The organism is Paraburkholderia pallida, assembly GCF_004524855.1.
In the GTDB taxonomy this organism is placed as follows: Bacteria; Pseudomonadota; Gammaproteobacteria; order Burkholderiales; family Burkholderiaceae; genus Paraburkholderia; species Paraburkholderia oxyphila.
This window is the reverse complement of the sequence record NZ_CP038149.1, coordinates 453066-478784: the sequence shown is the minus strand read 5'-3', so window position 1 is coordinate 478784 and position 25719 is coordinate 453066. Positions and strand designations below refer to the sequence as shown.

The window sequence follows — 25719 nt, the reverse complement described above, 5'->3', positions numbered from 1 at the left end:
CCGCATTCCATCACGCGGCGCGCTCGTCCCCGATGCTACGCCGAGCCAAGCGCGGCTGCCACTTTGGTGCCCACGGGCGTGCCGAGCCCCGTGCAGGCGTCCCAGCCGGGCGCGGCCGCGTAGTCGCCGTTGTTGCCGCTCGTGATGTCGTTGAACGCACCGGGCTGCGCATAGAGCTTCGCGTTGACGAAGCCCGCCGCCTTGCCGCTCGTCGCGTTGATGCGCGCGATCAGCGCGGCCCACAGCGGCGCGACGGCGCTCGTGCCGCCCACCACGGTATCCGTCCCGCCGATATGCACCTCGTAGCCCGTCGACGGGTCGGCGTCGGCGGCCACGTCGGGCACGCCGCGCTGCGCGAGCGCAACCGCTGCGCCGCTGCTGTGTGCGACCTTCAAACCCTCCTGCCACGCGGGCAGCGCGAACGTCGCGCTCACGCCGCCGCCGGTCGCGCCGTTCTCGCCGCTGCTCCACACCGTCTCACGCGTGATCTGGCCGTTCGCCGCGCTGAGCTGCGTGCCGCCGCAGCCGAGCGCATAGGGACTGGACGCGGGGAAGTCGACATGGTCGGCGCCATCGCCCACGCCGTCCGACGAGCCGCTGTCGCCCGCCGCGCAGCACACCGTCACGCCCAGCGCCACGGCGGTCTGCAGCGCGTCGTTGAGCGCGCCCAGCGTCTGCTGCGACCACACCGATTCGGGCGCGCCCCAGCTGATCGAAATGACCGATGGCTTGCGCTGGCTGTCGTGCAGCGCCGCGCTCACGGCATCGACGAAACCGGCTTCGCTGTTCGGCGCGAAGTAGACGGCGATCAGCGCCCCGGGCGCGAGTGCGCCGGCGATCTCCACGTCGAGCGTGACTTCGCCATCGGGTCCACTGGGGTCGCCGTTCGGCGCGTTGGTTGCCTGATCGACCGAGACGGCCTCCACACGCGGCGGCGAGACGCCGAGCGCGCTGAAATAGGCATCGAGGTCCGACTGGGCGTAGCCGCCGCCCATTTCGATCAGCGCGATGCATTGGCCCGTACCGTCGCCGGCCGGAAAATCGTAGAGCCCGGCGAGTTGCAGCGGCGTGAATGAACGGCTCACCGCGCGCGCGGCGCGGATCGGCGCGTGCACGGCCCCGCCGGAGCCCGTGGCAACGACAACCGGCGGGCTTTTCGCCGGGGTTGTCGCGAGCGCCGTCGAATCGATGCGGAAATGCGCCTGCGCCTTTGCGCGGCTGTCGAGGCCGACAACCGCGGTGACGATCCCGTGCAGGTCGTCGGGCAGATGCACGGGGCCCGTAGGCTGGCGAAAGTGCTGCTTGAGCTTGCCAACCTGGTGCTCGAAGCGCTGCAAGTCCACGCCGAATGCGGCGTTGTACTGCTGCACGGTGCCCGAGAGCACGACGCGGCGCGCGCCGGGGTCGGCCTTCACGACCGCCATGCCGTGCGCCTTTGCGAACGCCTCCACGCGCGCGATGTCGGCGGCGTCCGCGCCGAAGCGCTGGTCGTATTGCTCGCGCGAAATCGGATGCGCGCCGGGCGCGCCCGACGCGATGCGCTCGACCAGCTCGCGGAACGCGGGCTCGGCCTGGCGTCGCACGATCACGACGACGTTGAAATGTTCCGTGGGATCGCACGCACCGACGCACTGCGCGCCGGTGGGCACCGGGTGTTCACTGCCTGCTACGGGACGCCTGATCATGGCCGGATCTCCTCGATGAGCACGTAGTCGTTCGCATTCGGACACACAACCGATTATGCGAGTTCCACGCGCCGAGCGAGTCGTCGACGCCCTTGCCCCTTCTGCCTGGCCTGCGGGCACACATAGTCGGCACTTTCGCGCCGACGCTGCCGATGCATCACGCATCGCGCGGGGCTGGCCGAACGCACACGCCTTACGAAATCCGCGCAAGCAGGCACCAAAAGAAAAAGCACGCCGGGCGCGTGGGCGCCCAGCGTGCTTCGATAAGGATCGCTAATTTCAGGCCGCTGCGGCCAGTGCCTGCGGCAGGTGGTTCTGCAGATAGGCCTCGAACTCGTCCTTCACTTCAGGATGGCGCAGTGCGAACTCGACGGTGGCCTTCAGATAGCCGATCTTGCTGCCGCAATCGAAGCGCGTACCCATGTAGCGATACGCGAGCACCTGCTCTTCCGCGAGGAGCGATTGCAGCGCGTCGGTGAGCTGAAGCTCGCCGCCCGCGCCCGGCTTCAGCGCGCGCAGGTGATTGAAGATCGTGGGCATCAGCACGTAGCGGCCGACCACGCCGAGATTGGACGGCGCGACTTCCGGCGCGGGCTTTTCCACGATGCCCGAAAGCTTGAACACATCCTCTTCCCACTCACGGCCGTCCACGATGCCATACGAGGCGCTGTTTTCGCGCGCGATCGCTTCCACGCCCACCACCGAGCTGTGATAGTGGTTGAAGGTGTCCACGAGCTGCTTCATGACCGGCTTGGGGCTATAGAGCAGGTCGTCGGCGAGAATGACCGCGAACGGCGCGCCGCCCACGAGCTTTTCGGCGCACATCACAGCGTGGCCGAGGCCCAGCGCTTCGGCCTGGCGCACGTAGAAGCAGTCCACGTTGCTCGGCTTGATGCTGCGCACGAGGTCGAGCAGCTTCTGCTTGTTGCGCGCTTCGAGCTCGGCTTCGATCTCGTACGATTTGTCGAAATGATCTTCGATCGCGCGCTTGCTGCGGCCGGTCACGAAAATCATTTCGGTGATTCCCGCAGCGATCGCCTCTTCCACCGCGTACTGAATCAGCGGCTTGTCGACGATCGGCAGCATTTCCTTGGGGCTGGCCTTGGTGGCGGGCAAGAAGCGCGTACCGAGGCCCGCAACAGGAAATACCGCTTTGGTAACTTTGAGCATGATGTTCATTCCCAGTTCGATCGTTTGAGTAACGGTCTCGCAGCAAGGCAAGCCGGCGTCCCCGAGGGTTCTGTTGGGTCTTTCTGCTGGGCAGTTTTTGTGTTCAAAAGGGTCGGGTCCGTCCACCACTAAAAAAGAGACGAAATTCCGAATGCGACGGTCAAGCAGACCAGCGGCAATTATTGCCTGATTGATTGCCATGCACCCCGAATAATCGGCATGAATTTCCTGATCCGGTTTCGATCGTCAAGCAAGCAAATTTCAAGCTGGCTTGCAATCGCGGCGCAATGGCAGATATTGCATGACCGCGCAGTTTACTCGACTTCGTCGGCGGGCGGCAAGCCGCTCGTTTGCGTGCGCGAACGCCGGATAGGCTCGTTTCGCAGCGCCTCGCGATACGCCGACACCGCGACGAGAATCAACAGCACGGCAATGCCGGCCAGCAAATGCATGTTCATCGAAATCTCCATCGACCTTAGGCGATCCCCAGCAAATTAGCATTTCAAATCACACAAATAAATCGCTTTCTCGTTACAAGGTTTTATTTCTCGATTTCGGCGCGGCTATGGATTTTTCGTATGCGGCCCGAGTGAAGCCGAATAAGCACCATGAATACTTTTTGAAAAACTTTTGCATAATTTCCTCGCATGAGGCCCCCTATGATCGCAGGGCAGCCTCCCACCATCACGCACGCCACGCCCCAATGAGCGATCCCGCACTCGAAACCGTCCTGCCGCCCGCCACCACCCTGCCCGCCGCCGTGGCGCGGCCCGCCGGTGCCGTCGCCAGCGATCACCTGATCGATGCGCTGCGCGGCTTCGCCGCCCTGCTGGTGGCGTATTTCCATTGCCGCCAGGTCACCTGGATCGGCATGGGTGCCTTCCATCAGGCCCACGCGAGCCTCGCGAGCCCCGGCACGATCGCCGCGTGGCTCACGCTGCCCATTGCATGGGGCTCCGCCGGCGTGCCGATCTTTTTCGTCATCAGCGGCTATTGCATTCACCGCAGCGGCGCGGCGCGTCTCTTGAAGAACCCCGATTTCCAGCTCGATGCCGGGCAGTTCTGGCTGCGCCGCTTCGTGCGGATCTACCCCGTATTGCTCGCCGCGCTCGCGCTCACCTTCGTGGCCGATTCGTTCAGCCTCACGATGACGCCCGTGAGCCACAAGATTCTCGACATCGGGCCGCACGCGTTCCTCGTCAACCTGCTCTCGCTGCAAGGCGTGGCGGGCCCGACCTACGGCTCCAACGGCGCGCTGTGGACGCTCTCGCTCGAAGTGCAGTTCTATCTGCTTTATCCGCTGCTGTTCGCCGTGCGCCGCCGCGTCGGACTCAACGCGGTGCTGGCCGGCATCGCCGCCATCAACGTGATTTCGGCGCTCACGCTCGCGCGGCACGAGATCGTTGTCTTCACGTCGTACTGGTTCTCATGGATGCTCGGCGCGTGGATTGCGGAAGCGCGCCTGCGCGGCTCGGCAGGCTTCCGTTTCGCTTACGTGGCCGCGGCGCTTTTCGCGGTGGCGGGCTGCGTGGCGTTCCACTTCGGCCAGTACGGCGCGTTCCAGCTCTGGGCCTGCGCCTTCGCCTGCTATCTCGTGAAGGCGCTCGCGCAGCCGGCCGCAACGGGCGGTGTGGTCATGCAGACGTTTTCGAAGCTCGGCGCCTTCAGCTACTCGCTCTACCTGATCCATCTGCCGCTCTTCGTGCTGCTCGGCTCGCTGCTGTTCCGCTCGGCCCTGCAGACCTCGATCTGGCCTTCGTTCGGCTTCACGCTCGCCGTGCTGCCGGTCGCGTGGGTCTTCTATCGCCTCTTCGAGCTGCCGGCGCTCAACGTCGCTGCACGCCTGCGCAAGCGGGCTGCTTGATGAACGTTTAGATTGCGCATAGAGATGGGCCGCTATAGCCAAAGCTATAGCGGCCCTTTTGCAATCGGGTCTTACCGCCCAGGCGTGCCCCGGCCAAAAAGCGGCGCTTCACGCTACACGCGAAAAAATAGCGGGGCCGCTCTCACACGGCCCCGCCCTCGCCGCCCGAATTCGACGGCCCCTCGCTTCTCCCTGAGGCGCTAGCGCGCGCGCGTCACGACGCCATCCAGCACGCGCCCGACCGCTTCCACGTATTGCTCCTTGCCGAAGCGCTCGCGCGCCACCGCAAGCCCGTTATGCGCGAGACGCTCGCACAGCGCCGCGTCATCGCACAGCGCGCCAAGCGTCTTCGCGAGCTCCTGCGCGTCGCCCGGCGTGCAGAGCAGCCCGTTCTTGCCGTGCTCGACGATCTCCTTCACGCCGCCGTCGCGCGAGGCCACCACGGGCCGCTGCGCGAGCATGCCCTCCACCACGACGCGGCCGAACGGCTCTGGCGTGATGGAGGTATGCGCGATCACGTCCATTGCGCGCATGCAGGCCGCAATGTCGTGGCGGAAGCCGAGGAAATGGACCCGGTCCGCGAGACCGCGCGCGGCAACGAATTCGTGCAGCTCCTGCGCATAAGCATCTTCGCCGAACAGCGGTGCGCCGACGAACACCGCATGCGCGCGCGGCTCGAGCAGGAGCGCTTCGAGCAGCACGTGCTGGCCCTTCCAGCGCGCGAGGCGGCTGAATGCACCAACCAGAAACGCGTCCTGCGGCAGGCCGATCTGCGCGCGCAGTTGCGCCTGCGGCACGCGCGCGAGCGCACGGAACGGCGACTCGTCCACACCGTTGTGCACGACGTCGATGCGCCGCGCGTCGAACTTCGTGAGATCGGCAAACACCCGCGCCGAAGCGTGCGAGTTCGCAATCACGTGCGCGAGGCCGAGCTTCGCGCAACCCTTGATGACGGCGCGCTGCACGCGCCCGAAATGCTCGTCGCTCACGATGTCGCGCAAATGCCAGACCACGGGCTTGCGCGCGAGCTTGCCCGCCAGCACGCCAATCACCATCGCGCGCTGCGTATTGGCGTAGAGCACGTCGGCGCCGCGTGCACGGCGGCGCGTCTCGCGCACGAGCGCGGCAATGCCCGCGAGCACGCCGAGCTTCGGCACGGCGCCGCCGTCGCGGCGCACGTTGCGCAATGCGCCCGAGTCAAGCACGTCCACGCGCGCGCCCGCGGCGTCGAGCGCCTCGCGAAACGGCCCGTCGTTGAACAGCAGCACCTCGATGCGTGCACGCAGACCCTTCACCACTTCCAGCAGGGAAAGCTCCGCACCGCCCAGCACGCCGCTCTGGTCGATCGCCAGCACGCGAGGCGCGTCTTGCTGGGCTTCTGGTGCCGTGTCTTGCGCCGCCGCCCGTCCGCCTTCGTCATCGTCGCCTGCGCGTGCCTTGGGCGCGCTAACGCGCGGCAGCCCAGCCTCGGCGATGGCCGGCACGGCCCGCGCCACGCGCGCGAAGAACTGCTCGCGGAAGTGCGCCGCGGAAAAACGCTCCGCGTTTGCGCGGCAATCCTCGGCGCGAAAGCGCCCCGGATCGCGCTCGAACGATTCGACCGCCGCGATGATGGACTCGGCACGCTGCTCCTCGAAGAACAGCCCCGTGGGCTGCGAGCCCGAGTCGCGCACGGTTTCGAGCGCACCGCCCTTGCCGTAGGCGATCACGGGCGTGCCGCACGCCTGCGCTTCCACGACGGAAATGCCGAAGTCCTCTTCGGCCGCGAACACGAAGGCCTTCGCACGGCGCATGCGATCGTGCAGCACCGAAAACGGCTGATAGCCCATCACCTCGACATTCGGGCTCGCCTTCGCGCGCACCTTCTGCATGTCGGGACCGTCGCCGATCACGACGAGGCGCTTCTCCGGCATGCGCGCGAACGCCTCGACGATGAGGTCGATCTTCTTGTACGGCACGAGCCGCGAGGCGGTCAGATAGAAGTCTTCCTTTTGCGTCTCGAGCTCGAACGCGTCGACGTCGACGGGCGGATACACCACCTCGGCCTCGCGCTGATAAACCTTGTGAATGCGCCGCGCGATGAACGACGAGTTCGCCACGAACTGGTCGACCGAGTTGGCCGTGCGCACGTCCCAGTTGCGGATGTAGTGGAGGATCAGCCGCGCGAGCATCGACTTCGGCCCCTGCGTGAGCTGCGACTCCTGCAGATACTGATGCTGGAGATCCCACGCGTAGCGAATCGGCGAATGCACGTAGCTGATGTGAAACTGGTCCGGGCCGGTCAGCACACCCTTGGCCACCGCATGCGAGCTCGAAATGACTACGTCGTAGCCCGAAACGTCGAGCTGCTCGATCGCGAGCGGCATGAATGGCAGATACGCACGGTACTTCGTGCGCGCCTTCGGCAGGCGCTGGATGAACGAGGTCGTCGCGCGCTTGCCGCGCAGGAACTTGCGGTCCTTGTCCTCGACGAAATCGACCACCGAGAACAGATCCGCGTCGGGGAAGCAGTCGATGATCTGCTCGAGCACGCGCTCGGCGCCCGCATAGGTGACGAGCCAGTCGTGCACGATGGCCACGCGCGGCTTGCGGTTGGCCGCGCGCATGGGTCGATCGAGGTGCTGCGGGCGCGTTTCCTGGTGCGGCCGCAATACGGTCACGCTGGACTCGCCGCGGGCATGGGTGTGGGTATCGCGCCGATGGGCGGGCGCGGCGGCGCTTTCGGACGGCGCCACTTCGTCGATCAGTTCGTGACTCATGCGCTTTTCCGTAGGTTCAGACGAAACAGAAGGGAACGGGCGTAGCCGCGCAGCATGGGCGTGGTCGCAACGGACCACACGCAATTGGCCAGCGCCAGCACGACGCCCGCGCCGATCGCATAGATCGCATCGGGCAGCCACCACGCAATGGCGAGTGCGGCAGCGAGAAAACTCAGGTGTGCGAACATGTCGACCACGATCGTGCGGCTGTGAATGCGCGACAGCCACAAGAGCACGACATAGTCGAAGAGCGCGCGGAACAGCACCGCCGCAGCGGCGCCAGGCAGGCCGAAGCGCGAAATGCCCAGCCACAGCAGGCCGGCGTAGAGCGGCAGCTCGACGAGGCCCACGCGCGCCGCGGCGGCGGGATTGTTCTGCGACTGGATCAGGATGCGCGTGACGCCGGCCTGCCCGATCAGCCATACGGCGATGATCAGGAAGCGCCCCACCGGTGCGCCGTGCCCGGCGATCTCGGGGCCCACCCACGCACGCAGGAAGGGCTCGAGCACCACGATCGCGCCAATGGCCACCGGCGTGAAGACCGCGTTGAGAAACTGCAGCGACTGCGCCGCGATTTCATCCGCATGCTCGCGATGCAGCGAGGAAAGGCGCGGGAACAGCGTGCGCACGAGCGCGTTGGGCACCATGTTCAGGCGCGTCACGAGGTTCTGCGGCACCGTGTAATAGGTGACGAAGCGCGCGCCCAGGCCCGCGCCCAGCATCATGCGGTCGAGCGAATCGGCGACCATCGTGGAGACGCTGGCAACCAGCATCCAGCCGCCGAAATTGAACAGCGCTTTCGAAGTGTCGAAGCGCGGCCCGCGTATTTGTTTGATGCCGAGCACGCGCAGCGCGGCACGCCCGAGCAGCAGGCCAGCCAGCAAGCGCGCAAGCACGGCGGCGGCAATCACGGTCTGCAGGTTCGGCGCAATCGCCCATGCGGCGCCGAGCGGCAGCAGCTGGAACAGGAACGTGCCGAGCGTCTGGTTCGTGTTGTAGATGCCGAAGCGCTCCGCGCCGTTGATCGCGCCCGCGAACACCCACGAGACGTTGGCAATGGGAATCGCCACCGCGAGCCACGGCAGCGCGAGATAGACCTCGTGGCGCAGCTCGGCGCTCACGTGCGTGAAGTACGCCGTATAGAGCGCGCCGCCCGAGTAGATCAAGAGGCCGCCAATCGCGCCCGTGATGAAGTTCAGCCAGAACGCGCTCCAGAACACGCGCTCGCAGGCTTCGGCGTCCTTCGACGCATAGGCCTTCGAGATCTGGTTCTGCGCGGCCATGCTCATGCCGAGATCGAGCACGCTGAAATAGCCGATCAGCGTCCACACGAGCGCGATCACGCCGTAGCGGTCGACGCCGAGCATCTTGATGTACGGCGGCACCGTGACCAGCGACACGAAGGTCGGCAGCACGAGGCCAAACAGATTGATCGCGACGTTGCGCAGTATGCCTTTATCCATGTGTGTTCCGGTAGCGTGCGGCGCGGCTTGGGAATGCGGGCCTCGGTCGGCCCTTCGGTTGGGCCCTCAACGAGCCCCTCAGTCGGACTCTCAAGCCGGCTTCCAGCGGTACATCATCACTTTCCCGCGTGCGTCTTCTTCAACGAAGATCAGGTATTCGCCGTTGGGCTGACGGTGTGCGGTAATGCCGAAGGGCACGTCCACCCAGCCCGAGGTATTGCCGACTTCCGCGCCTGGGCCGAACGTGCCGACCTCCTTCGCGCTGTCCTTGTCGTACACGTGGACGTTGCCTGCGGGCTCGACCACGAACAGGTACTGCCCTTCCACGGTGACGCCCGCCGGCGTGACCGGCGGCTTCGCCTTGGGGTCCCAGGGCAGTTGCAGCAGATAGCGCTGCTGCGGATTGCCGCTCGACCACTTGTCGTAGCGCACGAGCACACGGCCCGCTTCCTTCACGAAGCCCGGATCGTGTGGCGAGTCGGCGGTATAGCCCGCCACGTAAAGCGTGTCGGTCTTCGGCTCGTAGATCGCGCGATGCACCTCGGTAAAGGGCGCGGGCATCGCGTACTGATCCATCTTGTCGTACGCGTAGATCGGATTGCCCTTCGCATCGAGGCCGCCGAAGCGGAAACGCGTGATGCCCTTGTTGTCGCGCGCGCGCCAGATGTCGCCGCGCGTGTCGATCCACCAGCCCCACCCGCCGGCCAGGTGGCCCGGTCCCGGATACTTCGCGAATTCGCCGGCGTCGAACGCGCCGTTGCCGTTCGAGTCACGCCAGATCCAGTCGCCGCCAGGCGGCGCGTTCGGGACATGCTCCACGGGCCGCGCACGCCCCGCGATGAAGCCCGAGGGAATGGCGGTCTCGCCGTCGCGCTGCGGATCGAAGCGGTAGATCTTCAGGTGATCCGCATACATGTCGGTGAGATAGAGGAACGTGTGGCCGTTCAGCTCGCGCGCAGTGGGCAGGCCCGGCCACATGTCGCCGTTGAACACCGGGTCCTGCGGATACTTGAAGCGATTGGAGAGGAATCCTACATATTTCCAGTCCTGCCCCGGCGGCTTCGAAAGATCGAGCTCGAAGCGCTTGTTGCCGGTGTAGACGCTATTGGGCCGCGACGGGTCCACCCACGCGCCGTCCACGAACAGCAGCCCTTCCACGTTCCACAAGCGCTTGCCGTCGGGCGAATAGCTTTCGAGCGTGGCGCCCAGGCCCGCACCGATCGCGCCCTGGCGCGGGCCGATACCGTTGGTCGACACATAGATGTTGCCCTTCGCGTCCGTCCCCACGCCGGTCAGGCCGTTGAAGCGGCCGGGTCCCGGCCGGCCCGCGTCGCCGGAGAAGATGCCGCCACGCTCGCCGAGCGTGCCGCTCTGCTTGTAACCACTGCCCTCGCGCGAGTAGATGAGGATCTGCTGACGTGGGCCGTTGTCGGCCACCAGCACGCGCTGCTGCGGATCGACGGCCACATCCACGGGCACCGAGTCGGCGGGCAGCTCGATCGCGCTGGAGAGCGGCTTGCCATCCGCCGAATAATGCGCGATGCGCGGCGTTTGATCGGTCACGCTGCCCGTGACCACCCACAGCGAGCCATCACCCGCCACCGCGATCTTGCCCGGCTCGTGCACGTCGAATTGCGACCTGCGCTGCATCGAGTTCGCGTCGTACACCTCGATACGGTTCGCCATCGGGTTGCTCACATAGAGCAGCGAATCGGTTGCCGCGAGACCGCCCACATCGGCGACGTGCACAGCAGGGTCGGGATGAGCGACAGCCGGCACGTCGGAGACCTTGAGAAATGCGCTCGCAAGCTGCGCGTGCGGATTGAGCGGATCGGGCGCGGCCTGGAAGGCCGCGGCGCGCTTGGGCTCGTCAATCGGCCTGCGCGTGACGCCGTACCACTGGCGCCCCTTCTCCGGCCAGATGCCGGGGCCGACCAGGTGGCCCCTTTCGTTGCCCACGGCCACGGCCGCATACAGATAGCGATGGTTCACGGCCACGGCATTCCCGCCGTATCCGCCCCAGCCATGCGTGCCGCCGGCAAAGCCGAGCACCTTGCCGTTCTGATACGCGCTGATCTCCGCGCCGCTTTCATCCCAGGGCGCGTCGGTGTAGACCTTGCCATCGGGCGTCACGGCGATGGCGGTGATGTTGATCTGAGTCCACGTACCCTGGCCGTTGCCATACGTGTTGCCGATCCACGATGTCGTTACATTGAGTTGCGGCGCGGCGAGGGTCTGAACCGAAGAGGTGCAGACGAACGCACTGAGTGCAGCGAGCGCCAGCGTCCTGCGCATACGGCGGTCGGGAATCGGAAACGGCAAAGCAATTCCTCCGGTCGGTTGAATCCGTCTGGATCATGCCGTAGATTCACGAAGAAAATCGCAGCACAAAAAGCGAAAATAATTCAAAAAAATTCAGTATTCATCACGCCTGCCGGCACACATGCGAAATAAATCGCCGCGTGCCGCGCGAAGACCCGCGCAGCGGCCACGGCGCGGACTTGTCCCGATTTCCGAAACGAAACTGCAACGAAATCGCCACGATACTGACGCCTATATTCCGGCTAATCAAATCGCTTTCATTTTCAAAATCACCCACCAATATATTTCGGCTTTTTGACCATTTAATTCTTTCTAGAATGAACCGGCCTGTGCATGCATGAAACAACCGGATAGCCGATGACCGTAAACAGCCTCGCCAGCCCGCCGCAACATTCCCACCGCATCGTCCAGCTCGACGGCCTGCGCGCCTTCGCCGTGCTCGCCGTGTTCGCGCAGCACGCGCTGAAAGCGCCGTTGTGGATGGGTGTCGACCTGTTCTTCGTGCTGAGCGGCTTTCTGATCACCGGCATCCTGCTCGAGCGCAAGGCGCGCGGGCAATCGTATTTCAGCTACTTCTACGCGCGCCGCGTGCGCCGCATCCTGCCGCCGTACATCCTGCTGATGATCGTCTCGTCGCTGCTGTTCGGCTTCGGCTGGGCGCACTACTGGCCGTGGTACGCGTTCTTTGCGACCAATATTGGCGATGCGCTGAACCAGAGCGGTCATGACAGCCTGAACATCCTCTGGTCGCTCGCCGTCGAAGAGCAGTTCTATATCTTCTGGCCCTTCGTGGTGCTGCTGCTGCCCGAACGCGCGCTCGCCGTCGTGGCCGCGGCGCTCGTTTTCATCGTGCCCGTGCTGCGTGCCGTCGCGACGCCGTGGTTCGATTCGTTCTGGCCCATTTACTACCTCACGCCGTTCCGCATGGACCTGCTCGCCTCCGGCGCGCTGCTTGCCGTGCTCGTGCGGCGCGACCGCAACGCGCTCGAGCCGTTCAAAGTGCCCGCCGCGATTCTCTTCTTCGCCATGCTCGCCGTGCTCGCGTGGCTGCACCTGCATTACCCGCGTTTTCGCGCCGCCAACACGCCGCTCTCGAACGCCCTGCTCTACAGCGTCTCGCTTGTGTTCTGCACGTCGATCGTCGTGATCGCGCTGCAATCGAAGGGCTTCATCAAACGCCTGCTTTGCAACCCGGTGCTGGTCTACATCGGCACCATCAGCTACACGATCTACCTGATTCACCTCACGATTCTCTACGCGGTGTGGCCGCTCCACTTCAGCCGCCCGGTGAGCGCCGCCATCGCGCTCTCCATCACGCTCGTCTATGCGAGCGCAAGCTGGTTCCTCATTGAAAAGCGCCTCACGCGCGGGCCGAACCGCCGGCACCAGTCCGCGGAAGCCACCGCGCGCGCGCGCGTGAGCGCCACCACCTCGCAGTCCTGCATCTCAAACCCGATAAACAGGTTCCGAATCCACGTTCGCTACTTCAAAGGTACTGACACATGAACGAACGACGCAAAGCGATCATCACCGGCGTATCCGGCCAGGACGGCGCGTATCTGACCAAGCTGCTGCTCGACAAGGGCTATCAGGTGGTCGGCACCTACCGGCGCACCAGCTCGGTCAACTTCTGGCGCATGAACGAACTCGGCGTCACGGATCATCCCTCGCTCGAGCTCGTCGAGCACGATCTCACCGACGCGGGCTCGACGCTGCGCCTGCTCGAACGCTCGCAGGCAGGCGAGGTCTACAACCTCGCCGCGCAAAGCTTCGTGGGCGTGTCCTTCGATCAGCCGGTGACCACGGCCGAAGTGACCGGCATTGGCGCGCTGAATCTGCTCGAGGGCATTCGCGTCGTCAACCCTCGCACGCGCTACTACCAGGCATCGACCTCCGAAATGTTCGGCAAGGTGCAGGCGGTGCCGCAGCGCGAGGACACGCCCTTCTACCCGCGCAGCCCGTACGGCATTGCCAAGCTGTTCGCGCACTGGTCCACGGTCAACTACCGCGAGTCTTACGACATCTTCGCGACCAGCGGCATTCTCTTCAATCACGAGTCGCCGCTGCGCGGCCGCGAGTTCGTCACGCGCAAGATCACCGACGCCGTCGCCAAGATCAAGCTCGGCAAGCAGAGCGTGCTCGAGCTCGGCAACATGGACGCCAAGCGCGACTGGGGCTACGCCTCCGAATACGTGGAAGGCATGTGGCGCATGCTGCAGGCCGACGATCCGGACACCTACGTGCTCGCGACGGGCCGCACCGAAACCGTGCGCGACTTCGTGACGATGGCCTTCGCGGCGGCCGGCTTCCAGCTCGAATGGTCGGGCCGCGCCGAGCGCGAGACCGCTGTCGACATTGCGACGGGCCGCACGCTGGTGCGCGTGAGCCCGCGCTTTTACCGCCCGGCCGAAGTCGATCTGCTGATCGGCGACGCGGACAAGGCGCGCAGCAAGCTCGGCTGGGAGCCGCAGACCTCGCTCGAGCAACTCTGCCAGATGATGGTCACGGCCGACCTCACACGCAACGAGCGACATGACACGTTCTGACGATATGCGGCGCGCGCCGCGCGCGCTCATCACGGGTGTGGGCGGCTTCACGGGCCGCTACATGGCCGCTCGGCTGGCAGCCGACGGCTACCGCGTCTGGGGCACCGTGCGCGCCGGCGAATCCGTTGGCGACGATGGCGTGCCGGGCGGCATCACCGCGCTCGCGGCCGATCTGCTCGATCCCGAGGCGCTCGCACATGCTGTGGAGGCGGTGCAGCCTGATGTGGTCGTGCATCTCGCGGCGGTTGCGAACGTTGCTAACGGTGACGTTGCTCGCACCTATGTCGTCAACGTGGTTGGCACGCGCAATCTGCTCGATGTGCTTGCGAATCAGCGTCATGTGCCGCGTGCCGTGTTGCTTGCCAGCAGTGCGAACGTGTATGGCAATGCGACGCCTGGTGTCATCGACGAGGCCGTGGCGCCGCAGCCGGCGAATGACTACGCGGTGAGCAAGCTCGCGATGGAGTACGTCGCGAAGCGCTGGAATGCGCAGTTGCCGCTGGTAATCGCGCGGCCGTTCAACTATACGGGCGTGGGTCAGAGCACCGACTTTCTGCTGCCCAAGATCGTTGAGCACTATGCGCGGGGCGATCGGACCATTTCGCTCGGTAACACCGAGGTGAGTCGTGACTTCTCCGATGTGCGCGATGTGGTGGATGCCTATGCCAGGCTTGTCGCGGCGGCGCCGCGTGGCGAGACGGTCAATGTCTGCTCGGGCACCGGCTGGACGCTCGGTGAGGTGCTCGATATGCTTTCGCGTATCGCTGGGTATCAGATTGAGGTGAAGGTCGATTCGCGGTTCGTGCGCGCTAATGAAGTGCGCCATCTTGTGGGCTCGAATGCGAAGTTGCGGTCGATTGTTGGTGAATCGGTTCGTGTGCCTATCGATGAGACGCTTCGCTGGATGTATGGTGAGGCGAGAAAGCGGGTACTCGACCGCTGAGCTTGGGGCACCTTGCTCGGTTGCCGTGCTTTTCACGCTTTTCGCGTTTCCTTGTATTCGCGGCGGGCCGCAGGCGTTGCCCCTGTGCGGGGCGGCACCTACTTTTCTTTGCAGCCGCAAAGAAAAGTAGGCAAAAGAAAGCGGCTCACACCGCCAGTGTGACGCCGTCCCCCACTGCCCTGTCCATCGGAGCGGCTCCGGGGCATCCGTCTTCTCGCACACTCAACGTTAGTGACAAGGGGCTCATCCTTCCCGCCACGCGCTACGCGCGGGCGGAAGGGTCTGCAAGGAAAGCCGGCGGGCAGGCCAGCGATTGCGCTAGGGGTGCCACCCGGCAAATGCGCGAAGGTGCTGTCCGGTAAATGCGTTGGGGTGCTGATTGGCAAATGCGCGGAAGTGCTGATCGGTAATTCGGGGGAGTGCAGATTGGTGAATGCACGGGCGAGCTGGCTGGCGAATGCGTGAGCGAGCGCTGATCGAATACACTGGAGTCCTACGTAAACGCCTGCATCCCACTGGCTTTGGTTACGCCCCACGGCGCGCGTAGCGCCGCCGGATGGATGAGCCCTTAGTCACTCCGGGTGACGGCGAGTGATGACAGACGCTCCGGAGCCGCTCCGATTAAAAGGGCAGTGGTGAACTGCGTCACACTGGCGGTTTGAGCGGCTTTCTTTTGCCTACTTTTCTTTGCCGCGGCAAAGAAAAGTAGGTGCCGCCCCGCACAGGGGCGACGCTTGCGGCCCGCCGCGAAAACAAGTTATCCCCTTAATGCACGCCATTCGCGGCAGCGATAGCCTCCGCATAAACATCAGCAACGCGCTTAGCGATCACAGCATTATCGAAATTCTCACGCGCATAGGTCTTGCAAGCCACTTCGTCGGGCAACTTGATACGCCCGGAAAACGCCGCATCGATCCCCTCCGCAATCGCGGCAGCGCCAGTCTCCGGCAACACGAGATCTTGCGATAGACCGGCCACCGCCTCAGGCAACCCACCCACCGGTGTAACCAGCACCGGCGTCCCTGCCGAAAGCGACTCGACGGTAATGAGCCCAAACCCCTCCAGCGCCACGGTAGGCACGACACTCAACGTCGCAGCCCGATAAAGCGAAGGCAAATGCGCATCGGGCACAAACCCCAACAGCTTGACGTTATCGGTCAACCCAGCCGCATCGATCCGCTGATTCAACTCGGCTTCGAGCCGCCCGCGCCCGGCAATCAGCAGCAACACATCCGGGTGACGCTGCTTCACCACCTTCATCGCATCAATCAGGTCTTCCAGTCCCATACGCCGCACAAGCCGCCGCACAGCCAACACAATCGGACGATTCTGCGGCAATTGCAGTCTCAGCCGCGCCTCTGCCCGCGTGCAAGCCGGATCGAAATGCGCGGTATCCACGCAACCCGGCACGATACGCACACGCTCGGGCGAAATCGAATAACGCTTCGTAAGAATATCGCCAAAAGCCTTCGACAAAACGATGAGCCTCGACGAGCGTTCATACACCGACTGCTCGAGCGAATGCTTGATCCGCTGGCTCAACGTAGCCGCCCCTTCGACAAAGCTCTCATCGGCCCAGGGCCCCTGAAAATGCGACACCTGCGGAATGCCCCGCGTGACATCGAGCCCAGGAAACGTATAGAGCGCAAAGTGCGAAGAAATCACGTCAGGACGATGGCGCTGAATCTCTCGACGCAACGCGCGACGCGCATCCATGAGTCGAAACGGCAAGGCACGCGCCGCCGAACCGAAGCCCTGAATCGCACCGCCGCTGTCTTCGGCCACTTTGGGCGAGCCGGCCACCACACCGCGCACGTGCACGCCCGCGCCGGGCAGCGCCCCCACGAGCGAGTAATACATGCGGTCGAGCCCGCCCGCACGCTCCGGAAACCAGTGCATGCCGATCTGTAGCGAATGGATGGAATGTTTTGTCATCTCTCGTATCCTTGTTATGCCCATGTGCCCGTCAATTGACGGCAAATTGCTGGCCGATATGAGTTTCAGGGAATTTCAGGGAGTCTCTGCGCGCCGCAGCGTCTGAGCGCCTGGCAGCGGCTGCGCCGCGAAGTTGTGTTCCGTTCTGCGCGGTTCGTCCCGCGATTCGCTGCGCACGGTTGCGCCCGCGTCGCCAGCCAGGTGGCGATACAGCGCGATATATTGCGCGGCCATGCGCGCCCAGCCGAATTCTCCGGCCAGTTGCGCGGCGGCCTCGCCCATCGCGAGGCGGCGCGGCGTATCGTCGGCGAGTTGCAGGATCGCTCCGGCGAGCGCCGGCACGTCGTCCGGGTCGTCCAGCACAATCCCGCAATCGGGCGTGATGACCTCCGCCCCGCCCGCCGTCTGCGCCGTCACCACGGGCAGGCCCGCGGCAAGCGCCTCCAGCAGCGATAGGCTCATTGCTTCGTAGCGCGAAGGAAAAACGTAGGCGTCCACGCTGCGCATCAGAATCGGCATCTCGCGCACGAGGCCGAGAAAGTGCACGCGCGAGGCAATGCCCAGCTCCCGCGCCATTTCCGGGTACGGGCTGCCGGGCAGATAGCCCGCCACCGCCAGATGCACACGCTCGGGCAATTGCTTGAGCGCATGCAGGACCGTGCCCAGGTTCTTGCGCGGCGTGCGCAGATCGCCCACGAAAAACAGCAGGAATTTGTCGCCGGGCAGTTCGAACTTCGCGCGATCGGCACTGGCCGAGGCGAACGCGCGCGTGTCCACGCCGTTGTAGATCACGTCGAGCCGTTCAACGGGGTTGCCGCCCGATGCGACGATCTCGTCGGCCACCTTGCGCGAAACGGCCGCGATCACGCGCGAGCGCCGGTAGGCCCAGCGCTCGAGCACCGCGTTCGCGCGCGTATAGATGTACTGGTACGCCGACCATACGCCACCCGTGAGCCCGAACGGGTAGTACTTGCTGCGCCCCCAGCCGCCGTGCACGAAGTGCGCGGTGTTGACATCAGCATGGGCCCACGTGATGAACCCGTTCACATGCAGCACGTCGTATTCGCGCTTATGGCGGCGCAGCCACAGCGCGCTCTTGAGCGCGAACACCTGCTGGCGCAGCAGGTTAGTCGGCCACAAGCGCGAAGGCTGCACCGGCACCCACTTCACTTTCGGATGCGCAAGCAGCTCCGGCGCGACATGCGAGGCCACCAGCGTGACCTCGAATCCTTCTTCGAGCGCCGCGCGCGCGATTTCATGATTGACGCGCCCCTGGCCGTCGTTGTGGCGCACCACGTGCGTGACGATTGCGACTCTCAATCGGAAACCCCCCTGTTCCGGGCCTGGAGGCGAGTCTGCTTGCTCCAGTGTCCCGCGCTGAGAATGGAAAACACACTCGAAAACAGCAGCAGACCGCCCGTGCCAACCAGCGAGTTGGTGAACACGAGCATCGCGAAGATCGACACCGTGAGGCTCAGGCACGCGCACACGTAGCGGTCGTCGGGCATGGCGAGCGAGATGCGCACCGCGCGCGCGATGAGCCACAGCACGCCGGACATGTACATCAGCGTGCCGGGCCAGCCGAGCACGAACGGAATGTTCATCACGCCGCTGTCGAAGCTGCCGTATTGGCCGAGCTGGCCGTTGTTGTTCGAAAGCTTCGTCGATGCGCCGGTGGCGCCCAGGCCCTCGCCCGTCACGTCGGTGAAGGCCTTCTTCGCGAAGTCGGCATAAAACTGGTTACGCGCCTCGTAGCTCTGGTCGTCTTTCAGGTTCACGAGCGTATTCAGGCGCTGCTGCATGCGGTCGGCCACCGGGCCGAAGGTGAGCAGCGGCACGCACACGCCCGCGAGCACAAGCGCGCTCACGATGATGCGAATGCGCACCTTGTTGCTCGACTTCATCAGCTGGATCACCATGGCGATCGCCCAGCCGCCCCAGGTCGAGCGCACCAGCGAGAGTGCGAACGAGAAGAAGCCGAACGCCGCCGCGATCCAGCGCACGCGGTGCTTCGCGGCCATCACCAGCACCATCGCGCCCATCATCGCGAACGCGAACGGGCCCGAGGAGTTCATCGTGCTGAACACACGCACGCCGAGCGGCACCGGGTCGCCCTGCGAATTCATGTCGGAGCCGATCATCCACATGGCATCCCACGGCGGCATGATGAAGAACTGCACGAGACCGTAGGCGCCCATCACGAGCATGCCGTAGATGAAGGTGTTCACGATGGTGTCGCGGCACTCGGGATACTGACGCGTGAGCACCATGATGTGAAAGCCGATCAGGAACGGATAGATCCAGTTCGCAAGGTCGTAGACGGCCGCGGCGGGACCGCTCGCCACCACGCCCACGACGAAGCCATAGCCAATGCCGAAGAGCGCGAGCAGGATTGGCAGCCCGCGGCGCTGCGCGAGCATCGGGTAATAGCGCAGCAGCGAAAGCCCGCTGATCATCGTGACCGCGAGCGGCGCAACCTGAATCAGGCTCGTGGGCGTGAAGCCGCCCTTGCCGAAGTCGGCGAGACGGCGCACTTCGGGGCTCAGGAACCACAGCCACCACATGAAGCCGATATAGCGGACCGGATTCACGAAGTAGAGCCAAAAGCCCACGGCGATGGCAAGCGCGGGAAACGCGAGCGTGAGCACCGTGCCCTGATGCGCAATGATCAGCAACGTCGTGAAGGTCCACAGCGCGATCACCGGCAGCGTATCGCGGCCGAGCACGCTGCGCAGGCCCTTGCGCCTCGCCGCCGCCGGCGCAGGCGCGCCCGCGGGCGCGGCGCGCACGTTGATGGGCCGGGAAGGCCGCGGCGGCGGCGGTGGCGAAGCCGGAATAGTGGATGGAATTCGCATGATCACATCCCGCCGGGTGCTTGGCTTGAAGTCTGCCCCGAAGCCCGCACGCCTGCCGCCACGCCCGCACTGGCAGGCTGCGCCACGCGCGGATCGCGCTCGCGCATCATCTCGCGCGTGAGCTGCGCGTGCTGGCGCGCGAAGTTCTCGGTCGTGAGATCGCGCGTGGTCAGTTGCTCGCAGGCCTCGCGCGCCTGGGCGAGCGCGCGCGCGGGGTCGTCGACGAGCGCATTCACGGCGTCGCGCAACTGCTGCGTATTGAACGGCTCGACATAGTACGCGGCCTTTTCGTCGAAGTAGTCTTCGAGCGCGCCCACCTTCGTCACGATCATAGGCTTGCCGAGCGCCGCCGCTTCGAGCATCACGGTGATACCGGACGCGTGCGTATTGGGGCGCAGCGGCACGACGATGATATCGGCCCATTCATAAAGCGCATGCTGCTGCTGGATACCCGACACGCGCACGATCTCCACGTTCGACGCGCACGCCGATGCCGGCATGCGCCGGCGCGTGGCGATGCGCACCTGATAGCGCGCGTCGTTGCCGAGCGCGCCCACGAGCGTGGTCCAGTCGCGGTCGCGGTCGTTGCCGATGCCGGCCACGCGCACGGGCGTGTTCGGCTTCCAGTGCGACGGCGGACACAGCGGGAAATCGTGGGTGTTCAGGCCGTAGAGCACGTGGCGCGCCTGGCGGCCGAAAAAGTCGCCGCACAGGGCCGCATTCTCGCTCGCGAGCGTGGTCAGCAAGTCGGCGCGCGCGAGCAAACGGCGGTAGAACGCGCGGCGCAGCGCGCCGTAGCCGGGCCAGCGGTCGAGCAGCCACACGCTTTGCGCGAGCAGCAGCGGGCGCGCGCCGCCCTTCTTCGCATTCATGAGCAGAACTAACGCCACGGCCAGGTGCTCCTGCTCCGTGTGCGTCCAGATCACGTCCGAATCGAGAATCGCGCGGCGGTTGCGCCACGCGTGAATGAAATCGAAGCCAAGCGCGGCCTTCAGCGCGCGGCGCGCGAAGCGCACCGGCGTGCTTTCGCTCGTGTCCTGCGCGTAGTTGAGCGCGAACTCCGCCGACTCCGCGTGATGGTAACCGTACAGGGAGCCGATGTTCTCACCCTTGCGGTAACGGCGCGGGTCGGCACCATAGAAGAGGTGGACGTGGACTTGCGTACCGCTCATTCAAGGTCCTCCGTTGAATCGATTGCAAAATGCGCGTGAGGCGCCGGCGCGAATTGAGCCGGCCTGGTATGGCCTGATCCGGCTGGAGCTGCCTCGCAACGCGCGAGGCGCTCGCAGCTCAGGCGATTGCGCGGCGCGCCTCGCGCGCGCCGCCGCGCACCGCGCGCCAGCGCGCGAACGCGACGGAAGGCGAGCCCGCGCGCACTGCGCTCAGGCCCGTGTGCACCAGGCCCGGGTAGACGCGGGTGCCGATGAGTGCCCACCACCACCAGGCCATTTCGCGATGCAGCGGCGAAAGATGACCGCGCAGGATCAGGTGGAAGTTGTAGGCGGCATTGCGGATCGAGGCGAGCGTCTGCGCATTGCGCGGATCCTCGCCGGGACGCGCCGCGGGGAAATGGTCGACGGCCACGCGCGGGTCGTACACGAGCTTCCAGCCCGCGTGCTTCACGCTCATGCTGAACGCCATGTCGTTGTGCGTCTGCGCACCCGTGCCGCGCAGGCGCCGGTCGAAGCGCAGCTCGCCGATCGCGGCGCGCCGGTAGCTCATGTTCGCGCCCTTGAGCAGGTCGACCTCGCGCGCTTCGCCCACGCCCAGGTGGTGATTGCCGACGATGCGGCCCGAGCGCTGCACACGCCCCACGAGCGTGCGCTCACCGTCGAGCACGCGACCTTCTTCGTGGACCCAGTCGCGGCCGCCGAGCGCGCCGAGCTTGTCGTCGGACTCGAAGTGCGCGGCGATGCGCGCGACCCAGTCGGCATGCGGCGCGGCATCGTCGTCGGTGATGGCGATCACGTCGCCCGTCGCGGCCTCGAGGCCGCGGTTGAGCGCGGCCACCTGCCCCGGCTCTTCCACGGTCGCCACCTCCACGTTGAGCACGCGAGGCGTCACGTGCTCCGCGAGACAGGCATGCGTGGCTGCGTCGTCGGCGCGCGCCACCACGACGATCTGATCCGGCGTGCGCTCCTGGCGCAGCAGCGCCGAGAGGCAGCGCGCCAGATCGTCAGGACGCCGATACGTCGGCACGAGCACGGTCACTTTCATCGCGCTTTTCTCCGGTTTTTCGACTTTGGCTGACATAGTGCGGTTACCCTGCGCATCAGGCGCTCAGGTATTCCTGCACGGAGCTATAGCCGTACGCGTATTTGCCGTGCGCGCGCGCCGGCACGCCATTGAAGATCCCGCCCGTCACGTGCACGCCCGCGGTGCGCAGACGCTTGAGCGTATCGGCGATCTCCGCATCCGTATGGATGCCCGAGCGCAGCACGAGGAACGTCGATCCCGCATGGCCGCTGAGGATGGCGGCATCGGTCACGGCCAGCACCGGCGGCGTGTCCACGAGCAGGATGTCGTAGCGCTTCGAAAGCCCTTCGAGATACTGGTTCAGGCGCGGCGACATCAGGAGCTCGGACGGATTCGGCGGACGGCGGCCGCACGAGATGAAGTGCAGGTTGTCCACTTCGGTCGCGCGAATCGCCTCGTCCAGCGAGATCTGGCCGGACAGCAGTTCGGAAAAACCATTCGCCTGCGGGCCGCCGAGGTAGCGCTCGAGCGCGCCACGGCGCATGTCGCCGTCGATCATCAGCACGCGCTTGCCCGAGTGGGCGAGCAGCACGGCCAGGTTCGCCGTAAGGAAGCTCTTGCCCACGCCCGGCACCGAGCCGGTCAGGACGACTACGTGATTGCGTGCATCCATGATGCTGAACTGCAGCGAGGTGCGCAGCGAACGCAGGCTCTCGATCGTGAGGTCCTTGGGCGCCGCGTTCGCGAGCACTTCGCGCAGGCGGTTGCCGCCGCGTACGGGAGCGCGCTTTTCGAGCACGCTCTGCTCCGCCGAAAGCGGCACGAGACCGTATACGGGCAGATCGAAGGTGCGCTCGATCTGGTCCGGATCGACGATGCCCTTGAACATGTTCCGGCGCATCAGCACGAAGCCAGTGCCGAGAATCAGGCCGAGCATCGCGGCCGCCGAGATGATGAGCAGCTTCTTCGGCTTAGAAGGCGCACCCGGGCGCATCGCCGGGTCGACGATATGGACGTTGCCGCCCGTGCCCACGCGCTGGACCGAAAGCTCCTGGATACGGTTGAGCAGCAGCACGTAGATGTCTTCCGCCACCTTCGCGTCACGCTGCAGCTGCACGGCCTTCACTTCGGTGGCCGGCAAATCGCGGAACTTCGTGTCGTACTTCGCGCGCTCACCTTGCAGTTGCGCGAGCTGCTGGCGCGCCGCGATCAGCACCGGGTGCTGGTCGCCGAAGCGCTGCTGCAGCGAAGCGATCTGCAGCTGCAGCGCCGAGATCTGCTGTTCGTACTGCACGCTGCCGTCCAGATAGATCTTGGCTTCGTCGCTCGCGTTGATCGAGCCGGACTTGCTCTGATAGGCGGTGAGCGCGGCTTCGGCGTTCTCGAGGTCGGCCTTCAGGCGCGGCTGCTCGCTGCGCAGGAAGTCGAGCATCTTGCTCGCGTCGGCTTGCTTGGTTTCCACGTGCTCGCGCAGATACGACTGCGCAACAGCGTTGGCGATATCGGCCGCGGCTTGCGGGTCGGTGCCTTCGAGCGAGATGTCGATCACGCCCGTCTGCTTGCCCTGTTCCTGCACCTTGACGGCGCTCTGGAACGCCGAGACCGCATCGAGGTCGTTCAGGCGCATGACCTTGAAGCGCTCGCCCGGACGCGCCTTGAGCTCGTTCACGAGCAGCGTGATGCCGCCGCCCTGCTCGCGCGTGCCCACCGTGCCTTCGAGCAGGCGGCCGCCGTCGGGCCCGGAGATCACGTAGCGGTTGTCGTCGAGTGCGGTGAGCGTGAGCTTCTTGCCTTCGAGCTCGGGCGCCACCTGGATCGAGTCGATGTTGAGGACTTCACCGCCCCACGCATAGTCCTTCAAGCCGAACCACGGATGCGCAGGCGTGCCCGGCGTCGCGAGACGCGCGGCCAAGCTGCCGATGACGGGCAGCGTGACCGGCGCGGCCGTGAAGTTCAGCTTGAACTGCTTGACGACCGGCTCGAGCACGCTGCGGCTCTGGATCATCTGGATTTCGGCGTCGGTCGGCAGGCTGCCCTGCTGGCCGCTCGCGACGTTCGCGCCGGACTGCGTCTGCGTGAGCGCCTGGGACGTGTAGTCCTGCTGCTCGACGCGGACCTGCGTGTCGGCCGTATAAACCGGCTTGGCCACGAAACAATAGAACACCGCTGCGCCGACCACGACTGCCGCGATCGCGATGAGCCAGCCGATGTCGTCGAAGATGACGCGCAGCAACTGGCCGAGGACGACGTCCTCTTCCTCTGTGCGGGCCGCCGGGGCCGGCTGACTGATGGCTTGTTGGATACTCACGATTCGATCCCGTTTTAATTCATGTTGCGAGAAGAGAATGCCCGCACGCTTTTAGCGCGTGAGCTGCTTCAGGTAGAAGGCTGTCTCGACGGAAGGCAAGATCTCTTGCAACATACGGTTGAAGGTGGCCGAAGCGGCAGTGCCAACGTACACAACATCCATCGGCTTCAACTGGAATTGCGACGACAGCATGATCGCGTCGGGCTTGGTCATATCGAGTCGGTAGATCTCCGGCTGGGTGGGGTTGTCCTTCATGCCGCGCATCACGAAAATCTGGCGCGGGTTCGCGTCGGTATCGAGAATGCCGCCGGCCGTGGTGAGCGCGTCGGCAATGGTGAGCTTGCCGCGAATCAGGTTGGTCTGGATCGGCGTCTTCACCTCGCCCATGATGAATACCCGGCTGTCCGAATGATCCGGCACATTGATGATGTCGCCGTCCTGCAGGACCACGTTCTGGATCTGGTCGTGGCCCTGGAGAATCGCGTTGGCGTCAATGATGTAGAGCTTGCCGTTGCGCGTGAGGTGTACGCGGTTGATGTCGGCGTTGTCGGTGTAGCCGCCCGAGCGCGTGATGGCGTCCACGACCGTCAGCGGCACATCGCTCATCGAGAGCGGCCCCGGCGTCTTCACGTCGCCGGTGACCTGGACTTTCTGGCTGCGGTAGGAGAGCACGCGCACGTCCACCTGCGGGTTCTTGATGTACGGCCCGAGACCGGAAGCCAGCTGGTCGCGTAACTGGCCAGGCGTCTTGCCCGCGGCCTGCACGCGGCCCACGAACGGGAAGTAGATCGTGCCGTCCTTCGCCACGGTCTGCCCGTATGGGTCGGCCTCGCCCGGCAGCGCGTTGGTGTACGGCTGCGTGAGCGCCTGCCCCACGGTCTGCGTGGTGTTGCCGCCCGACGAGAAGGTCGAGCCTTGCGGCGTCGAGAGCTCGGGGTGGTCGTACACGGTCACGCCCAGAATGTCCTGGGGCGCGATGTGGTACGTGTAATCCGAGCTATTCGCGTACTTGCCCGGCGGCACCTCGTTGTTCTGGGCGGCCGCGGCGGCCTGCGCCTGCTGCATGACGAGTTGCGGAGTGATCAGATGCACGTCGTACTGCTTCTGCGGCTCGTTGCTCTTCTGCTCTTTGAGGCTCGACGTGTCGAGATAGTTGCCGGGCGCCGTGGAGCACGCGGCTACGAAGGCGCTCAACGCCAGCGCAGTCATCAGATTGAGTTTTCTCATTGGCATATTCGGCTCAGCCATCCCTTAACCAGTCGATCCATCAACTCCAGACTCTCGCGATACGCGGCCTCGTCGAGGCCATGCGGATCGGCGACATCCGAATTTTCCCAATTACCGAGCGCGTACACCTTGCCGTACGCGCTCGGTTCGATACGCTCGACGGCGAGCACCTGGTGGCGCTCCGTCACGAGCACGAGGTCCGCTTTGCGCACCAGGCGGCGCGTGAGGCGGCGCGAGCGATGCTCGCCGACCGCCACGCCGCGCTCGGTGAGCAGGCGTTGCATCACCGGGTCCATGTCCTCGCCTTCCAGCGCGCGCAAACCCGCCGAGTGAAACGTGCCTGCACGCTCCCCCGCCTGCTCGCGAAAGCGCGTGCGAAACAGCTGTGCCGCCGCGGGCGAGCGGCAGACATTTGCATGGCAGACGATCAATACGTCCTTGAACAT

The 25719-nt window shown here is 65.2% G+C and carries 18 protein-coding genes; 4 read left to right on the top strand and 14 right to left on the bottom strand.

The window, feature by feature from the left end:
* Positions 1–35: 35 nt before the first annotated feature.
* The 3 genes from E1956_RS17385 to E1956_RS46155 form a co-directional block, all read right to left on the bottom strand.
* Positions 36–1685, bottom strand: a complete 1650-nt coding sequence (locus E1956_RS17385; RefSeq protein WP_134751352.1) for a S53 family peptidase — start codon at positions 1683–1685, stop codon at positions 36–38.
* A 279-nt stretch (positions 1686–1964) separates the two neighbouring features.
* A complete protein-coding gene (galU, locus tag E1956_RS17380) occupies positions 1965–2855 on the bottom strand; it encodes a UTP--glucose-1-phosphate uridylyltransferase GalU (RefSeq protein ID WP_134751350.1) in 891 nt (296 codons plus the stop codon).
* Positions 2856–3169: 314 nt separating this feature from the next.
* Positions 3170–3313, bottom strand: coding sequence for a hypothetical protein (locus E1956_RS46155; RefSeq protein WP_167760052.1), 144 nt, complete (start codon positions 3311–3313; stop codon positions 3170–3172).
* Positions 3314–3558: 245 nt separating this feature from the next.
* Here E1956_RS46155 and E1956_RS17375 point away from each other — a divergent pair, with 245 nt between their 5' ends.
* A complete protein-coding gene (locus E1956_RS17375) occupies positions 3559–4719 on the top strand; it encodes an acyltransferase family protein (RefSeq protein ID WP_134751348.1) in 1161 nt (386 codons plus the stop codon).
* A 200-nt stretch (positions 4720–4919) separates the two neighbouring features.
* Here the strand turns inward: E1956_RS17375 and E1956_RS17370 are convergent, their stop codons facing one another.
* From E1956_RS17370 to E1956_RS17360, 3 genes are all read right to left on the bottom strand, one after another.
* Complete coding sequence (locus tag E1956_RS17370; protein WP_134751346.1) at positions 4920–7478, bottom strand: glycosyltransferase family 4 protein; 2559 nt, start codon at positions 7476–7478, stop codon at positions 4920–4922.
* Positions 7475–8941, bottom strand: coding sequence for a flippase (locus tag E1956_RS17365; protein ID WP_134751344.1), 1467 nt, complete (start codon positions 8939–8941; stop codon positions 7475–7477). The genes E1956_RS17370 and E1956_RS17365 overlap by 4 nt, the downstream gene beginning before the upstream one ends.
* Before the next feature lie 90 nt (positions 8942–9031).
* Complete coding sequence (locus tag E1956_RS17360; protein WP_134751342.1) at positions 9032–11236, bottom strand: NHL repeat-containing protein; 2205 nt, start codon at positions 11234–11236, stop codon at positions 9032–9034.
* A gap of 384 nt (positions 11237–11620) precedes the next feature.
* Here E1956_RS17360 and E1956_RS17355 point away from each other — a divergent pair, with 384 nt between their 5' ends.
* The 3 genes from E1956_RS17355 to E1956_RS17345 are packed head-to-tail and all read left to right on the top strand — an operon-like array spanning position 11621 to position 14752.
* On the top strand, positions 11621–12769 hold the full coding sequence (locus tag E1956_RS17355) for an acyltransferase family protein (RefSeq protein ID WP_134751340.1): 1149 nt from the start codon (positions 11621–11623) through the stop codon (positions 12767–12769).
* Positions 12766–13809, top strand: coding sequence for a GDP-mannose 4,6-dehydratase (gmd, locus tag E1956_RS17350; protein WP_134751338.1), 1044 nt, complete (start codon positions 12766–12768; stop codon positions 13807–13809). Before E1956_RS17355 ends, gmd begins: the two co-directional genes overlap by 4 nt.
* Positions 13796–14752: an NAD-dependent epimerase/dehydratase family protein gene (locus E1956_RS17345; protein ID WP_134751336.1), complete on the top strand. Its 957-nt coding sequence runs from the start codon at positions 13796–13798 to the stop codon at positions 14750–14752. Before gmd ends, E1956_RS17345 begins: the two co-directional genes overlap by 14 nt.
* Before the next feature lie 765 nt (positions 14753–15517).
* Here the strand turns inward: E1956_RS17345 and E1956_RS17340 are convergent.
* The 8 genes from E1956_RS17340 to E1956_RS17305 all read right to left on the bottom strand — a co-directional run bounded on the left by E1956_RS17340 (position 15518) and on the right by E1956_RS17305 (position 25719).
* Complete coding sequence (locus E1956_RS17340) at positions 15518–16687, bottom strand: glycosyltransferase family 4 protein (RefSeq protein ID WP_134754530.1); 1170 nt, start codon at positions 16685–16687, stop codon at positions 15518–15520.
* 75 nt (positions 16688–16762) lie between these two features.
* The gene (locus tag E1956_RS17335; protein ID WP_134751335.1) at positions 16763–18007 is read right to left on the bottom strand and encodes a glycosyltransferase family 4 protein; all 1245 of its coding nucleotides are present in this window, start codon (positions 18005–18007) and stop codon (positions 16763–16765) included.
* On the bottom strand, positions 18004–19542 hold the full coding sequence (locus E1956_RS17330; protein WP_232071686.1) for a glucose-6-phosphate isomerase: 1539 nt from the start codon (positions 19540–19542) through the stop codon (positions 18004–18006). Before E1956_RS17330 ends, E1956_RS17335 begins: the two co-directional genes overlap by 4 nt.
* 2 nt (positions 19543–19544) lie before the next feature.
* Positions 19545–20714, bottom strand: a complete 1170-nt coding sequence (locus tag E1956_RS17325; protein ID WP_134751333.1) for a glycosyltransferase — start codon at positions 20712–20714, stop codon at positions 19545–19547.
* Positions 20715–20832: 118 nt separating this feature from the next.
* A complete protein-coding gene (locus E1956_RS17320; protein ID WP_134751331.1) occupies positions 20833–21759 on the bottom strand; it encodes a glycosyltransferase family 2 protein in 927 nt (308 codons plus the stop codon).
* 55 nt (positions 21760–21814) lie between these two features.
* Complete coding sequence (locus E1956_RS17315; RefSeq protein ID WP_197732906.1) at positions 21815–24049, bottom strand: polysaccharide biosynthesis tyrosine autokinase; 2235 nt, start codon at positions 24047–24049, stop codon at positions 21815–21817.
* 48 nt (positions 24050–24097) lie between these two features.
* Entirely contained in the window at positions 24098–25273 is a 1176-nt protein-coding gene (locus E1956_RS17310) for a polysaccharide biosynthesis/export family protein (protein ID WP_134751329.1), read from the bottom strand.
* The gene (locus E1956_RS17305; protein ID WP_134751327.1) at positions 25270–25719 is read right to left on the bottom strand and encodes an arsenate reductase/protein-tyrosine-phosphatase family protein; all 450 of its coding nucleotides are present in this window, start codon (positions 25717–25719) and stop codon (positions 25270–25272) included. The genes E1956_RS17310 and E1956_RS17305 overlap by 4 nt, the downstream gene beginning before the upstream one ends.

What these genes read in the sequence shown, in the direction of transcription:
- E1956_RS17385 (WP_134751352.1), bottom strand. Translation starts at nt 1,685, where the DNA reads ATGATCAGGCGTCCCGTAGCAGGCAGTGAACACCCGGTGCCCACCGGC.
- galU (WP_134751350.1), bottom strand. Translation starts at nt 2,855, where the DNA reads ATGCTCAAAGTTACCAAAGCGGTATTTCCTGTTGCGGGCCTCGGTACG.
- E1956_RS17345 (WP_134751336.1), top strand. Translation starts at nt 13,796, where the DNA reads ATGACACGTTCTGACGATATGCGGCGCGCGCCGCGCGCGCTCATCACG.
- E1956_RS17325 (WP_134751333.1), bottom strand. Translation starts at nt 20,714, where the DNA reads ATGAGCGGTACGCAAGTCCACGTCCACCTCTTCTATGGTGCCGACCCG.
- E1956_RS17375 (WP_134751348.1), top strand. Translation starts at nt 3,559, where the DNA reads ATGAGCGATCCCGCACTCGAAACCGTCCTGCCGCCCGCCACCACCCTG.
- E1956_RS17360 (WP_134751342.1), bottom strand. Translation starts at nt 11,236, where the DNA reads ATGCGCAGGACGCTGGCGCTCGCTGCACTCAGTGCGTTCGTCTGCACC.
- E1956_RS46155 (WP_167760052.1), bottom strand. Translation starts at nt 3,313, where the DNA reads ATGAACATGCATTTGCTGGCCGGCATTGCCGTGCTGTTGATTCTCGTC.
- E1956_RS17330 (WP_232071686.1), bottom strand. Translation starts at nt 19,542, where the DNA reads ATGCGAATTCCATCCACTATTCCGGCTTCGCCACCGCCGCCGCCGCGG.
- E1956_RS17305 (WP_134751327.1), bottom strand. Translation starts at nt 25,719, where the DNA reads ATGTTCAAGGACGTATTGATCGTCTGCCATGCAAATGTCTGCCGCTCG.
- E1956_RS17320 (WP_134751331.1), bottom strand. Translation starts at nt 21,759, where the DNA reads ATGAAAGTGACCGTGCTCGTGCCGACGTATCGGCGTCCTGACGATCTG.
- E1956_RS17365 (WP_134751344.1), bottom strand. Translation starts at nt 8,941, where the DNA reads ATGGATAAAGGCATACTGCGCAACGTCGCGATCAATCTGTTTGGCCTC.
- E1956_RS17370 (WP_134751346.1), bottom strand. Translation starts at nt 7,478, where the DNA reads ATGAGTCACGAACTGATCGACGAAGTGGCGCCGTCCGAAAGCGCCGCC.
- E1956_RS17355 (WP_134751340.1), top strand. Translation starts at nt 11,621, where the DNA reads ATGACCGTAAACAGCCTCGCCAGCCCGCCGCAACATTCCCACCGCATC.
- E1956_RS17310 (WP_134751329.1), bottom strand. Translation starts at nt 25,273, where the DNA reads ATGAGAAAACTCAATCTGATGACTGCGCTGGCGTTGAGCGCCTTCGTA.
- gmd (WP_134751338.1), top strand. Translation starts at nt 12,766, where the DNA reads ATGAACGAACGACGCAAAGCGATCATCACCGGCGTATCCGGCCAGGAC.
- E1956_RS17340 (WP_134754530.1), bottom strand. Translation starts at nt 16,687, where the DNA reads ATGACAAAACATTCCATCCATTCGCTACAGATCGGCATGCACTGGTTT.